The sequence below is a fragment of the Pseudomonas sp. SG20052 genome, assembly GCF_031766055.1.
In the GTDB taxonomy this organism is placed as follows: domain Bacteria; phylum Pseudomonadota; class Gammaproteobacteria; order Pseudomonadales; family Pseudomonadaceae; genus Aquipseudomonas; species Aquipseudomonas mandelii.
Genome location: NZ_CP134498.1, coordinates 5,222,804 through 5,235,813 on the forward strand (window position 1 = coordinate 5,222,804; position 13,010 = coordinate 5,235,813).

Sequence of the window (13,010 nt, forward strand, 5' to 3'; positions counted from 1 at the left end):
GCCCAAGCATTCCATCGCATCCACCAGACAAGTCTGGCCCCCTTAGGAGTTTCCATGAGCGAGTTGCGTTTTACTGAAGATCACGAATGGCTGCGCACCGAAGCTGACGGCAGCGTCACTGTCGGCATCACCGCCTTCGCACAGAACGCCTTGGGCGACGTGGTTTTCGTACAACTGCCTGAGCTGCAGTCCTACGACAAAGGCGCCGAAGCCGCCACCGTGGAATCGGTAAAAGCCGCCAGCGGCGTGTACATGCCTTTGGACGGTGAAGTGGTCGAGACCAACCCGGCACTCGACACCAGCCCTGAACTGGTCAACGAAGATCCGCTGGGCGAAGGCTGGTTCTTCCGCTTTCAGCCAACCGACGCTTCCGCTGTCGCCAAACTGCTGGATCAGGACGCTTACGACCGTCTGATCAAAGCCAACGCCGAAGCCTGAGGGGCGCTGACATGACTCAAGTCAACCTGACGACCGCCAACGAATTCATCGCCCGCCACATCGGCCCGCGTTCCGGCGACGAGCAAGCCATGCTCAACAGCCTCGGTTTTGACTCCCTGGAAGCCCTGAGCGCCAGCGTCATCCCGGAAAGCATCAAAGGCACCAGCGTCCTCGGTCTCGAAGACGGCCTGAGCGAAGCCGATGCCCTGGCCTTGATCAAATCCATCGCCGGCAAAAACCAGCTGTTCAAGACCTTCATCGGCCAGGGTTACTACGGCACTCATACGCCGTCGCCGATCCTGCGCAACCTGCTGGAAAACCCGGCCTGGTACACCGCGTACACCCCGTACCAGCCAGAAATCTCCCAGGGTCGTCTCGAAGCGCTGCTGAACTTCCAGACCCTGATCAGCGACCTGACCGGCCTTCCGATTGCCAACGCATCCTTGCTCGACGAAGCCACCGCCGCCGCCGAAGCGATGACCTTTTGCAAACGCCTGAGCAAGAACAAGGGCAGCCACGCCTTCTTCGCGTCCGTGCATTGCCACCCGCAAACCCTCGACGTGCTGCGCACCCGTGCCGAGCCGCTGGGCATCGACGTGGTCGTTGGTGACGAGCAGGCACTGACTGACGTGACACCGTTCTTCGGCGCCTTGCTGCAATACCCGGCGAGCAACGGTGACGTCTTCGATTACCGCGAACTGACCGAACGCTTCCACGCCGCCAACGCGCTGGTCGCCGTCGCCGCCGACCTGTTGGCCCTGACCGTGCTGACCCCTCCGGGTGAGTTCGGCGCCGACGTGGCCATCGGCAGCGCGCAACGCTTCGGCGTGCCGCTGGGCTTCGGTGGCCCGCACGCGGCTTACTTCTCGACGAAAGATGCGTTCAAGCGCGACATGCCAGGCCGTCTGGTCGGTGTCTCCGTGGACCGTTTCGGCAAACCGGCCCTGCGCCTGGCGATGCAAACCCGCGAGCAGCACATCCGCCGCGAGAAGGCCACGTCGAACATCTGCACCGCGCAGGTTTTGTTGGCCAACATCGCCAGCATGTACGCCGTGTACCACGGCCCGAAAGGCCTGACGCAGATCGCCAACCGCATTCATCACCTGACCGCGATTCTGGCCAAGGGCTTGAGCGCACTGGGGCTGACGGTCGAACAAGAAAGCTTCTTCGACACGTTGACCATTAAAACCGGCGCCAACACTGGCGCGTTGCACGACAAGGCTCGCGCCCAGCAGATCAACCTGCGCGTCGTGGATGCCGAGCGTCTGGGCCTGTCCCTCGACGAAACCACTTCGCAAGCCGACGTGGAAACCCTGTGGGGCCTGTTCGCCGACGCTAAGGCGCTGCCAGACTTCGCCGCCCTCGCCGCTTCCGTGGTCAGCACCCTCCCGGCCGCGCTGGTTCGCCAATCTCCGATCCTCAGCCACCCGGTGTTCAACCGTTATCACTCGGAAACCGAGCTGATGCGCTACCTGCGCAAGCTGGCCGACAAGGACCTGGCCCTGGATCGCACCATGATCCCGCTGGGTTCGTGCACCATGAAACTCAACGCCGCCAGCGAAATGATCCCGGTCACCTGGGCCGAGTTCGGTGCCCTGCACCCGTTCGCCCCGGCCGAGCAAAGCGCCGGTTACCAACAATTGACCGACGAACTGGAAGCGATGCTCTGCGCCGCCACCGGCTACGACGCGATCTCGCTGCAACCGAACGCCGGTTCCCAGGGTGAATACGCCGGCCTGCTGGCAATTCGCGCCTATCACCAGAGCCGTGGCGAAGACCGTCGCGACATCTGCCTGATCCCGTCCTCTGCCCACGGCACCAACCCGGCCACCGCCAACATGGCCGGCATGCGCGTAGTCGTCACCGCGTGTGATGCCCGCGGCAACGTCGACATCGAAGACCTGCGCGCCAAGGCCATCGAGCACCGCGAACACCTCGCAGCATTGATGATCACTTACCCGTCGACCCACGGCGTGTTCGAAGAAGGCATCCGTGAAATCTGCGGCATCATTCATGACCACGGCGGCCAAGTGTACATCGACGGCGCCAACATGAACGCGATGGTCGGCCTCTGCGCCCCGGGCAAGTTCGGCGGCGACGTGTCCCACCTGAACCTGCACAAAACCTTCTGCATTCCCCACGGTGGTGGCGGCCCGGGCGTTGGCCCGATTGGCGTGAAATCGCACCTGACCCCGTTCCTTCCGGGTCACGGCACCATGGAGCGTAAAGAAGGCGCGGTCTGCGCGGCACCGTTCGGCAGCGCGAGCATTCTGCCAATCACCTGGATGTACATTCGGATGATGGGCGGCGCGGGCCTCAAGCGCGCTTCGCAGCTGGCGATCCTCAATGCCAACTACATTTCCCGTCGCCTCGAAGAGCACTACCCAGTGCTGTACACCGGCAGCAACGGTCTGGTGGCGCACGAATGCATCCTCGATTTGCGTCCGCTGAAAGACAGCAGCGGCATCAGCGTCGATGACGTCGCCAAGCGCCTGATCGACTTCGGTTTCCACGCCCCGACCATGTCCTTCCCGGTCGCCGGCACGCTGATGATCGAGCCGACCGAAAGCGAATCCAAGGAAGAACTGGACCGCTTCTGCGACGCCATGATCCGCATCCGCGAAGAAATTCGCGCGGTGGAAAACGGCACGCTGGACAAGGACGACAACCCGCTGAAAAACGCCCCGCACACCGCTGCGGAAATCGTTGGCGAGTGGACGCATCCGTACAGCCGTGAGCAAGCGGTATACCCGGTTGCGTCGCTGATCGAAGGCAAGTACTGGCCACCGGTCGGTCGCGTCGACAACGTGTTTGGCGATCGCAACCTGGTTTGCGCTTGCCCGTCGATCGAAAGCTACGCTTGATCCATAGGGGGCGGTTCACCGCCCTCACAAGGACACACCGGTTCTGTAGGAGCGAGGCTTGCCCGCGAAGAGGCCATCACGGCCGCTAAAAGCTTCGCGGGCAAGCCTCGCTCCTACAGGTCGTGTGGTGCTCCTCATAACAAGAAACCGGAGAACAACCATGTCGTTAAGCGTGTTCGACCTGTTCAAGATTGGCATCGGCCCTTCCAGCTCCCACACCGTCGGCCCGATGCGCGCTGCTGCGCGTTTTGCCGAAGGCTTGCGCCGTGAAGGGCTGCTGACTGCAACCGCCTGCGTCAAAGTCGAGCTCTACGGCTCGCTCGGCGCCACCGGTAAAGGCCACGGCAGCGACAAGGCCGTGTTGCTCGGCCTGGAAGGCGAACACCCGGACACCGTGAACACCGAAACCGTCGCCGCCCGTCTGCAAGATATTCGCGGCAATGGTCGCTTGAACCTGCTCGGCGAACACAGCATTGCGTTCAACGAGAAAGAACACCTGGCGATGATCCGCAAACCGTTGCCCTATCACCCCAACGGCATGATTTTTCGTGCGTTCGACGCGGCGGGCCTACAGGTCCGCAGCCGCGAGTACTACTCGGTCGGCGGCGGATTCGTGGTCGATGAAGACGCCGCCGGCGCCGACCGCATTGTCGAAGACGCCACGCCGCTGACCTTCCCGTTCAAAAGCGCCAAGGACCTGCTCAGTCATTGCGCCACGTACGGCTTGTCCATCAGCCAGTTGATGCTGACCAACGAAAGTGCCTGGCGCCCGGAAGCGGAAACCCGCGCCGGCCTCCTGAACATCTGGCAAGTGATGCAGGATTGCGTCGCTGCCGGTTGCCGCAATGAAGGAATTCTGCCCGGTGGCTTGAAGGTCAAACGTCGGGCCGCTGCGCTGCATCGGCAACTGTGCAAGAACCCGGAATCGGCGCTACGTGATCCGCTGTCGGTGCTGGACTGGGTCAACCTCTACGCTTTAGCGGTCAACGAAGAAAACGCCAACGGCGGGCGCGTCGTCACCGCGCCCACCAACGGAGCAGCGGGCATCGTACCGGCGGTGCTGCATTACTACATGCGCTTCATTCCCGGCGCCAACGAAGACGGCGTCGTGCGCTTTCTGCTGACCGCCGCCGCCATCGGCATTCTCTATAAAGAAAACGCCTCGATCTCTGGCGCCGAAGTCGGTTGTCAGGGTGAAGTCGGCGTCGCCTGTTCCATGGCAGCCGGCGCGCTGTGCGAAGTGCTTGGCGGCACGGTGCAGCAAGTGGAAAACGCGGCGGAAATCGGCATGGAACACAACTTGGGCCTGACCTGCGACCCGATTGGCGGGCTGGTGCAAGTGCCTTGCATCGAGCGCAACGCCATGGGTTCGGTGAAAGCCATCAATGCCGTGCGCATGGCCCTGCGCGGCGACGGTCAGCACTTCGTCTCCCTCGACAAGGTCATCCGCACCATGCGCCAGACCGGCGCCGACATGAAAAGCAAATACAAGGAAACCGCCCGTGGCGGTTTGGCGGTCAACATTATCGAGTGCTGATGCCCACGCGCATCCGCACATTTTTTCAGGAGCTGAATATGTCCACCGAACAATTGCTGAAAACCCCGCTGCACGCACTGCACATCGAACTCGGCGCGCGCATGGTGCCGTTCGCCGGCTATGACATGCCGGTGCAATACCCGTTGGGCGTGATGAAAGAACACCAGCACACCCGTGATCAGGCCGGGCTGTTCGATGTCTCGCACATGGGCCAGATCCGCCTGACCGGCGCCAATGCCGCCAAGGCCCTGGAAACCCTGGTGCCGGTGGACATCATCGACCTGCCGGTGGGCATGCAGCGCTACGCGATGTTCACCAATGAAACCGGCGGAATCCTCGACGACCTGATGGTCGCCAACCTGGGTAACGACGAACTGTTCCTGGTGGTCAACGCCGCCTGCAAGGATCAGGACCTTGCGCATCTGCAAAAGCACATTGGCGACCAATGCACAATCGAACCGCTGTTCGAAGAACGCGCGCTGCTGGCCCTGCAAGGCCCGGCCGCCGTGACCGTGCTCGCTCGTCTGGCGCCTGAAGTCGCGAAGATGACTTTCATGCAGTTCACCCGAGTGAAACTGCTGGGTGTCGAATGCTTTGTCAGCCGTTCGGGCTACACCGGTGAAGATGGCTTCGAAATCTCCGTACCGGCCGCCAACGCTGAAGCCTTGGCGCGCGCGCTGCTGGCTGAGCCTGAAGTGGCGGCCATCGGCCTCGGCGCTCGCGACTCCCTGCGCCTGGAAGCCGGCCTGTGCCTCTACGGCCACGACATGAACACCGAGACCACTCCGATCGAGGCCAGCCTGCTGTGGGCCATCTCCAAGCCACGTCGCGCCGATGGCGCACGGGCCGGCGGCTTCCCTGGCGCAGAGACTGTGTTCGCGCAACAACAAGCCGGCGTCAACCGCAAGCGTGTGGGCCTGTTGCCTCAGGAACGTACACCGGTGCGTGAAGGCGCGGAAATCGTCAACGAAGCAGGCGACATCATCGGCGCTGTGTGCAGCGGTGGTTTCGGCCCGACTCTGGGCGGACCTTTAGCCATGGGCTACCTCGACAGCGCTTATATCGCTATTGATACACCCGTATGGGCGATTGTTCGTGGGAAAAAGGTGCCTTTGCTTGTAAGCAAAATGCCATTTGTTCCACAACGCTACTATCGCGGCTGATTGACTGTTTCTATAAGTAACGCGGTTGCGTTAACAGTGCACTAATGTGTAACGCAACCGCCATAAAACAGTGCATGTCTTTGGCTCTAAGCTTCGTTTATGAACGTTGCTTATAACGTTCGAAAACAATTGAACAACCCGATCGAATAAGCCCGCACTAGTGGACACGCTACTGCCATCAACCTGAGCAAAACCGGGCCTCTCACAGGGCTTGTTTTTTCTCACGTAGTTGGCGTAGAGTTTGTTCACTGTGTTTGCATGGGTCGCTTGGAATCGTGACCTGGGCAGTAGCCTACAAGTTAGCTACATCCCGTTCGACGTCTTCTTACTCTCCTGCAACCAGCCCCAGTACTCTTTCATGAGAAGGAGACTGTCATTAATTTTTTGCGTCAAAGGAAATAAGAAATGTCCCAACGTCAGAGCGGTACCGTCAAGTGGTTTAACGACGAGAAAGGTTTTGGTTTTATCACTCCAGAAAGCGGTCCGGATCTGTTCGTGCATTTCCGCGCTATTCAGGGCAACGGCTTCAAAAGCCTGAAAGAAGGCCAGAAAGTGACTTTCGTTGCTGTGCAAGGCCAGAAAGGCATGCAGGCTGACGAAGTACAAGCAGAAGCCTAATCTTCTGTAACGAAAAAGCCCCTGATGCTGACATCAGGGGCTTTTTTGTGCGCGTAAATCCGTAAAATGGCTTTTTTTTCCGTCCAGAGGCTGCCATGTCGAAACACCTGCTCAACCCCCAGGGCGACTTTCCCGCCGCCACCCTGGGCCGTCGCCTGGCAGCGATGTTCTATGACTTCCTCTTGTGCACCGCCCTGCTGATCGTCACCAGCGGCATTTACAAGATGATCCAGATGGCGATCATCGGCGAAGACAAAATGCGCACATTGACCGAATCCGGCGCGCTGGACGGTGATCCGCTGCTATCGACGGTGTTGCTGTTTGTGTTGTTTGGGTTTTTTGCCAAGTTCTGGACCTGGTCCGGTCAGACGCTGGGTATGCAGGTGTGGTGCATTCGCGTGCAGAACGCGGATGGTTCGTCCATCAGCCTGTGGCAGGCGCTGCTGCGGTTTGTCGTGTCGATCGCATCGCTGTTGTGCGTTGGCCTTGGGTTCTTCTGGTCGCTGTTCGATAAACAGAAACGCAGCTGGCATGACATGTACTCGAACACGCAGCTCGTGCGCATTCCGAAGAAGACCAAGTAGCTGCGGGAAGCAAAAACCACTGTGGGAGCGAGCCTGCTCGCGATGGCGGTGCTTCAGTCAACTACATGTGACTGACGGACCGCCATCGCGAGCAGGCTCGCTCCCACAGTTTTTATCCCGCAGTTTTTACGCGTACTTAAGCGTTACCGGCCAGTTTCATCCGAGCAGCCTGGGTGAAGTCGAGCATCCGCTTCAACGGCCGAATCGCCTGCGGAATCAACGCCGGATCCACAAAGATCTCGTTCGTCCCCTCCTTCAAGCACTTCAGCGTGCGCTCAAGGGTGTTCATCGCCATCCACGGGCAATGCGCGCAACTGCGGCATGCTGCGCCGTTACCAGCCGTTGGGGCTTCGATGAAGACCTTGTCCGGGCACAGCTGCTGCATCTTGTAGAAGATGCCGCGATCGGTGGCGACGATCAGGGTCTTGTTCGGCAGGCTCTGTGCCGCCGCAATCAACTGACTGGTGGAACCGACGGCGTCCGCCAGCTCGATCACCGAGGTTGGCGACTCCGGGTGCACCAGAATCGCCGCGTCCGGGTACAGCGCCTTCATGTCTTCGAGCTGCTTGGACTTGAACTCTTCGTGAACGATGCAGGCACCGTCCCACAGCAGCATGTCCGCACCGGTCTGGCGCTGGATATAAGTGCCCAGATGCTTGTCCGGGCCCCAGATGATGGTTTCGCCGTTATCCATCAGGCTTTCGACGATCTCCAGCGCGCAGCTGGACGTTACCACCCAATCCGCCCGGGCTTTGACCGCCGCCGAGGTGTTGGCATACACCACCACCGTGCGTTCCGGATGCTGATCGCAGAACGCCGAGAACTCATCCACCGGGCAACCCAGGTCCAGCGAGCAGGTCGCTTCCAGGGTTGGCATGAGAATGCGTTTTTCAGGATTGAGGATTTTCGCGGTTTCGCCCATGAACTTCACACCGGCGACCAGCACAGTCTTGGCCGGGTGAGCACTGCCGAAGCGCGCCATCTCCAGTGAGTCGGAGACGCAACCACCGGTTTCTTCGGCCAGGGCCTGAATCACCGGATCGCAATAGAAGTGAGCAACCAGCACCGCGTCCTGAGCCTTGAGCTCGGCAGCGATGGCGGCACGGTAAAAAGCTTCCTCTTCAACGGTCAGCGGCTTGGGCTGCTTGGCGTCGAGGTGGGCTTGAACCAGAAGGCGTTCGGAAATTTGCGTCATGTTCGCAAGACCTGCAGGCGCTTTCGCGCGAAAGTCGAGTATACACCCGGCTCCGGACCCTTCAGGGTACCGCCGGGAGAGTGAGTATCATCAGGCACGGACATCGGTGAAGCTGCGCAAGGCTACAGAATATCCCGTGGATGCAAAAGATGATTCTGACCTGCGTCACGCGGTGCAACCCCGCGTTGAGCCGAGGTCAAATCGCGGACAAAAAAAAATCCGGAAATCCTCACTTGCGTGGGCCTTCCAGACTTTTAAAACTGCTACAAAAATGGTGGGTCGTGTGGGATTCGAACCTACGACCAATTGGTTAAAAGCCAACTGCTCTACCAACTGAGCTAACGACCCGCTGTGTGGTGGCGCGTATAATACTGATTTTTAAGGACTATTCAACACCTAATTTGAAATAAATCAAAAATAAGGTGTTGGGTCGCTCACGCCGGCCGCTGCAAAGCCTTCTGCACGCAGTCGGCAGCTGTCGCATTTGCCGCACGCACGACCATTATCGTCCGCCTGATAGCAGGAAACGGTCAGTCCATAATCGACCCCCAGCTTCACGCCTGCCTGGACGATCTGTGCCTTGCTGAGGTTCTGCAGTGGCGCCTGGATGCGGAAGCCATTGCCCTCTACACCGGCCTTTGTCGCCAGATTGGCCATGCGCTCGAAGGACTCGATGAACTCGGGACGGCAATCCGGGTAACCGGAGTAATCCACCGCGTTCACGCCGATGAAGATGTCGCGCGCGCCGAGCACTTCAGCCCAACCCAGCGCCAGAGACAGAAACACCGTGTTGCGCGCCGGCACATAAGTGACTGGAATGCCTTCCCCCAACTCTTCAGGAATATCGATGCTGCTGTCGGTCAGTGCCGAGCCGCCCATACCGTTCAAATTGAGGCCGATCACCTTGTGCTCGACCACGCCCAGGTCGCGGGCGACTCGTTCTGCGGCGTGCAACTCTGCTTGAGACCGCTGACCGTAGTCGAAGCTCATGGTGTAGCAGCTGTAGCCTTCAGCACGGGCCATGGCCACGACCGTCGCGGAGTCGAGACCGCCGGACAGCAGGATGACCGCACGTTTTTCAGCAGTGTTCAGTTGTTCAGTCATCTCAGCGCCCCGGCTCGTCATTCCAAAGATATTTATGCAGCTGCAATTGCAGACGCACTGGCAGGTTGTCCGCCACCACCCAGTCAGCCAGGTCCCGCGCATTCAGGTCATGGTGGCTTGGCGAAAACAGCACTTCGCCCGCACGCTTGTCCAGGCCGTACTGAATCAGCTTGGACACCGCCCAGTCGTAGTCTTCCCGCGAGCAGATGACAAACTTCACCTGGTCATTGGGTGTGAGCAGTTCGATGTTCTCGTAGCGATTGCGGTGTGCTTCTTTCGAACCCGGGGTTTTCAGGTCGACGACCCGACTGACCCGTGGATCGACCGCCGAGATGTCGAGCGCGCCGCTGGTCTCCAGCGACACTTCGTAACCGGCGTCACACAACTGCTTGAGCAATGGGATGGCATTGGGTTGCGCCAGCGGCTCGCCACCGGTGACACAGACGTAACGCGGACGGAAACCGGCCACTTGCTCGAGGATGTCGTCGAGGGGGCGAATGGTGCCGCCGGTGAACGCGTAGGCGCTGTCACAGTATTGGCAACGCAATGGGCAACCGGTCAGGCGCACAAAAACTGTGGGCAGCCCGGCAGTCCGCGTTTCACCCTGCAACGAGTAGAAAACTTCGGTGATTCTCAATGTGTCTTGCATAGTCGCCACGGGCATAACAGCTAAACAGGCTGTCCGCCTCCGTCAGGCACTTCAAGGAACCCCGCCAACGCGCAGATCCCAAAAAGCGTGTTTCAGAAAAAGGGCGTGAATTCTAACGAAAAAACCCGCGACAGGCGCGGGTTTCTTCAAAACGGGTCAAGCAGCCCTTACATTTTTTGCAGATCACGCTGGGCCAGCTGCGCAGCGGAAGTGCCCGGATACTGGGACACAACCTGTTGCAGAATGCCTTTGACCTTGTCGGTGTGACCGAGGCGGCGCTCTACATCAGCCAGCTTGTACAGCGAATCAGGCACTTTGGGGTGCTTGGGGTATAGCTGCGAAACCTTGGCAAATGCCTGACCTGCACCTTGCAGATCGCCTTTGGCCAAATTGACTTCGCCCAACCAGTATTGGGCATTGCCCGCGTACTGGCTGTTCGGGTACTTGCGCAGGAATGCGGCAAAAGCCTGACTGGCCTTGTCGAAGTCCTTGGCTTTGATCAGGTCGAAGGCTGCATCGTAATACAGTTTTTCCTTCGCCGGATCAGCCGGTTCGCTACCCGCAGCAGGTGCTTGAGCGGCGGCCGCTCCTGCACCTGCGCCAGCGGCGGCACCGGGGGCATTCAAACTACCACCGGTGGAAGAATTATCAGGAGTCGCGGCTGGTGCAACGCCGGTTCCTATGCGCCGATCAAGATCCTGATATCGCTCCAGGCTCTCTTGCTTCATGCGCGCTACATCATTCTGCAGAACTTCGATCACACCCTGTTGGCGTGAAATCTGCTCCTGCATGGATTGCAATTGGTTGAACAGCACGCCCTGTGCCGAGACAGGGGTCGAAACCCCTCCCCCGGCATAGGCGCCGTTCGTACCGTAACCCGCAGGCGGATTGCTACTCCCGCTATTGTTATAGCCGGAGTCGTTATCGACCACAGGAACCGCAGCCCACACCGCAAGCGGTGCGAGGCTGAGAGCCAAAACAGTTACAGCACGACGGCACGTTCGCATGACGAATTACTTACGCAGTTCGACGCGACGGTTTTGAGCCCAGGACTGCTCGTCGTTGCCGGTAGCAACTGGACGCTCTTCGCCGTAGGAAACCAGTTCCAGCTGAGCTGGGGAAACACCTTGCAGTACCAGGTAACGCTGAACGGCTTTCGCACGACGCTCGCCCAGTGCCATGTTGTACTCACGAGTACCACGTTCGTCGGTGTTGCCTTCCAGAACAACGCGAGCGCCGTTTGCTTTCAGGTCTTTGGCGTGAACGTCCAGAGCGCGCATGGCTTCTGGCTTCAGGTCCGAGCTGTCGTATTCGAAGTAGAAGGTAGTGATTGCGCGCAGAGCAGCTTCTTCGCTCAGGGAGCCATCAACGGCACCAGTGTTAGCGCCGTAACCAGCGTTTGGATCAACAGCGCCTTCACCGGCATTGTCGCCGCCTTTGGACGAGCAACCTACAGCTACAGCCATGGCCAGAGCCAGCGCAGCAAATTTACCAAACTTCAGCATTTCCATCGTGAAACTCCTAATGAACCCCAGTGTGTTAAGTAAAACGTGTAGCGCCGCGTCAGTTCAGGTAAGGGGACCAGGAAGGTTCTCTGACTTCGCCTTGTGCGGTAGGAAGCGGGAGCCTTACGCGTCCATTAATGGACACGAGCATCAAGACTCCCCGGCCCTGCTGGCGGGTGGCGTAGATTACCATGGTGCCGTTGGGCGCAACAGTAGGCGACTCGTCCAGAGTGCTATCAGTGAGGATCTTTACACTACCGCGCTGCAAATCCTGGGCCGCCACCTTGAAATTAGTGAAGCCATCCTGGCGGTGAATCATCACCAGGGTCTTTTCATCAGCCGAAAGTTTAGGGTTGGCGTTGTAGTTACCAATAAAGGTCACGCGTTCCGCACCGCCACCACCGACGCTGGTTTTGTAGATCTGTGGCTTGCCGCCACGGTCGGAGGTGAAGTAGATGGTCGAACCATCCTTGCCCCAGAACGGTTCGGTGTTGATGCCGGGACCATTGGTGACGCGAGAGATCTGACGCGAGCCCAGGTTCATCACGTAGATGTCCGGGTTACCGTCTTTCGACAGTACGAATGCCAGGCGATTGCCATCCGGCGACCAGGCAGGCGCGCCATTGAGGCCTTCGAAGTTGGTGATCTGCTCACGGCGACCGGTGTCGATGTTCTGCATGAAGATACGCGGACGCTTCTGCTCGAACGAAACGTAAGCGATGCGCTTGCCGTCCGGTGCGAAACGCGGCGACAGGATCGGCTCGCGCGATTGCAGCAGAGTCACGGCGCGGGCACCGTCATAGTCCGAGCGTTGCAGCGTGTAGCGCGTGTTCTTCTCGGAGAAACGTTCGGCCGTCACGTACAGCAGGCGTGTCGAGAACGCACCTTTGATACCGGTGAGTTTTTCGAACGACTGATCGGCGATGTAGTGCGCCATGTCACGCAGTTGATCGACGCTGCCCGACACGCTGCCGGTCAGCACTTGCTGTTCGGTGGCGACGTTGAACAGAGCGTATTGAACCTGCAGGCGACCGCCCGCTGGAACGATGCTGCCGACCATAATGTACTGAGCGTTGATCGCCTTCCAGTCACGGAAAATGATTTCGCTGGCCTGGCTCGGCTGGCTGATCATGTTCTGCTTTGGAATCGGCGCGTAGTAACCCGAGTTGCGCAGGTCGTTGCCGATGATTTCGGCCATGTCATCCGGCAGCACGGTGCCGCCCTGGAAACCGAATGGCACTACGGCAATTGGAGTTGCCTGGGAGCTACCACTGCTGACCAGGATATTTTTTTCATCTGCTGTGGCCAGTCCTGCAAAGCAGAACATGACGACAAGCAGTCCTCGAAGAAGGT

Annotated in this window: 12 protein-coding genes and 1 tRNA gene; 6 read left to right on the top strand and 7 right to left on the bottom strand. The window is 59.4% G+C overall.

The features are described 5' to 3' along the window. Positions 1-54: 54 nt before the first annotated feature. The 6 genes from gcvH (at position 55) to RHP74_RS24045 (ending at position 7,204) form a co-directional block, all read left to right on the top strand. Entirely contained in the window at positions 55-438 is a 384-nt protein-coding gene (gcvH, locus tag RHP74_RS24020) for a glycine cleavage system protein GcvH (protein ID WP_311096455.1), read from the top strand. Positions 439-449: 11 nt separating this feature from the next. Beyond that, positions 450-3,302, top strand: coding sequence for an aminomethyl-transferring glycine dehydrogenase (gene gcvP / locus RHP74_RS24025; RefSeq protein ID WP_311096456.1), 2,853 nt, complete (start codon positions 450-452; stop codon positions 3,300-3,302). A gap of 160 nt (positions 3,303-3,462) precedes the next feature. Further along, entirely contained in the window at positions 3,463-4,839 is a 1,377-nt protein-coding gene (locus RHP74_RS24030) for an L-serine ammonia-lyase (protein ID WP_010457430.1), read from the top strand. Between the two features lie 38 nt (positions 4,840-4,877). Further along, entirely contained in the window at positions 4,878-6,002 is a 1,125-nt protein-coding gene (gene gcvT, locus RHP74_RS24035; RefSeq protein ID WP_083375885.1) for a glycine cleavage system aminomethyltransferase GcvT, read from the top strand. Positions 6,003-6,407: 405 nt separating this feature from the next. Then, positions 6,408-6,620: a cold-shock protein gene (locus tag RHP74_RS24040; RefSeq protein WP_003175786.1), complete on the top strand. Its 213-nt coding sequence runs from the start codon at positions 6,408-6,410 to the stop codon at positions 6,618-6,620. 95 nt (positions 6,621-6,715) lie between these two features. Beyond that, entirely contained in the window at positions 6,716-7,204 is a 489-nt protein-coding gene (locus tag RHP74_RS24045) for an RDD family protein (protein ID WP_010457440.1), read from the top strand. A gap of 136 nt (positions 7,205-7,340) precedes the next feature. On the opposite strand, the gene nadA is transcribed toward RHP74_RS24045, so the two are convergent. The 7 genes from nadA to tolB all read right to left on the bottom strand — a co-directional run bounded on the left by nadA (position 7,341) and on the right by tolB (position 12,984). Continuing rightward, positions 7,341-8,399 (bottom strand): quinolinate synthase NadA, encoded by a 1,059-nt coding sequence (nadA, locus tag RHP74_RS24050; RefSeq protein ID WP_077748706.1) that lies wholly within the window; start codon positions 8,397-8,399, stop codon positions 7,341-7,343. 272 nt (positions 8,400-8,671) lie between these two features. After that, positions 8,672-8,747 (bottom strand) — tRNA-Lys (locus RHP74_RS24055). A gap of 63 nt (positions 8,748-8,810) precedes the next feature. Next, positions 8,811-9,503, bottom strand: a complete 693-nt coding sequence (gene queC / locus RHP74_RS24060; protein WP_145309231.1) for a 7-cyano-7-deazaguanine synthase QueC — start codon at positions 9,501-9,503, stop codon at positions 8,811-8,813. 1 nt (position 9,504) lies between these two features. Beyond that, positions 9,505-10,152 carry a 7-carboxy-7-deazaguanine synthase QueE gene (gene queE, locus RHP74_RS24065; protein WP_311096459.1) on the bottom strand — a complete coding sequence of 216 codons (648 nt, stop codon included), beginning with the start codon at positions 10,150-10,152 and terminating at the stop codon, positions 9,505-9,507. A gap of 167 nt (positions 10,153-10,319) precedes the next feature. Further along, positions 10,320-11,159 (bottom strand): tol-pal system protein YbgF, encoded by an 840-nt coding sequence (gene ybgF / locus RHP74_RS24070; RefSeq protein ID WP_311096460.1) that lies wholly within the window; start codon positions 11,157-11,159, stop codon positions 10,320-10,322. Positions 11,160-11,165: 6 nt separating this feature from the next. Continuing rightward, positions 11,166-11,663 carry a peptidoglycan-associated lipoprotein Pal gene (gene pal, locus RHP74_RS24075; protein ID WP_003178634.1) on the bottom strand — a complete coding sequence of 166 codons (498 nt, stop codon included), beginning with the start codon at positions 11,661-11,663 and terminating at the stop codon, positions 11,166-11,168. Between the two features lie 52 nt (positions 11,664-11,715). Then, a complete protein-coding gene (tolB, locus tag RHP74_RS24080; protein WP_187699818.1) occupies positions 11,716-12,984 on the bottom strand; it encodes a Tol-Pal system beta propeller repeat protein TolB in 1,269 nt (422 codons plus the stop codon). Between the last annotated feature and the right edge of the window lie 26 nt (positions 12,985-13,010).

Excerpts from the sequence above, each read along its gene's own strand:
- queC (WP_145309231.1), bottom strand. The coding sequence starts at position 9,503 with ATGACTGAACAACTGAACACTGCTGAAAAACGTGCGGTCATCCTGCTG.
- gcvT (WP_083375885.1), top strand. The coding sequence starts at position 4,878 with ATGTCCACCGAACAATTGCTGAAAACCCCGCTGCACGCACTGCACATC.
- gcvP (WP_311096456.1), top strand. The coding sequence starts at position 450 with ATGACTCAAGTCAACCTGACGACCGCCAACGAATTCATCGCCCGCCAC.
- nadA (WP_077748706.1), bottom strand. The coding sequence starts at position 8,399 with ATGACGCAAATTTCCGAACGCCTTCTGGTTCAAGCCCACCTCGACGCC.
- queE (WP_311096459.1), bottom strand. The coding sequence starts at position 10,152 with ATGCAAGACACATTGAGAATCACCGAAGTTTTCTACTCGTTGCAGGGT.
- tolB (WP_187699818.1), bottom strand. The coding sequence starts at position 12,984 with ATGTTCTGCTTTGCAGGACTGGCCACAGCAGATGAAAAAAATATCCTG.
- ybgF (WP_311096460.1), bottom strand. The coding sequence starts at position 11,159 with ATGCGAACGTGCCGTCGTGCTGTAACTGTTTTGGCTCTCAGCCTCGCA.
- pal (WP_003178634.1), bottom strand. The coding sequence starts at position 11,663 with ATGGAAATGCTGAAGTTTGGTAAATTTGCTGCGCTGGCTCTGGCCATG.
- gcvH (WP_311096455.1), top strand. The coding sequence starts at position 55 with ATGAGCGAGTTGCGTTTTACTGAAGATCACGAATGGCTGCGCACCGAA.
- RHP74_RS24045 (WP_010457440.1), top strand. The coding sequence starts at position 6,716 with ATGTCGAAACACCTGCTCAACCCCCAGGGCGACTTTCCCGCCGCCACC.
- RHP74_RS24030 (WP_010457430.1), top strand. The coding sequence starts at position 3,463 with ATGTCGTTAAGCGTGTTCGACCTGTTCAAGATTGGCATCGGCCCTTCC.
- RHP74_RS24040 (WP_003175786.1), top strand. The coding sequence starts at position 6,408 with ATGTCCCAACGTCAGAGCGGTACCGTCAAGTGGTTTAACGACGAGAAA.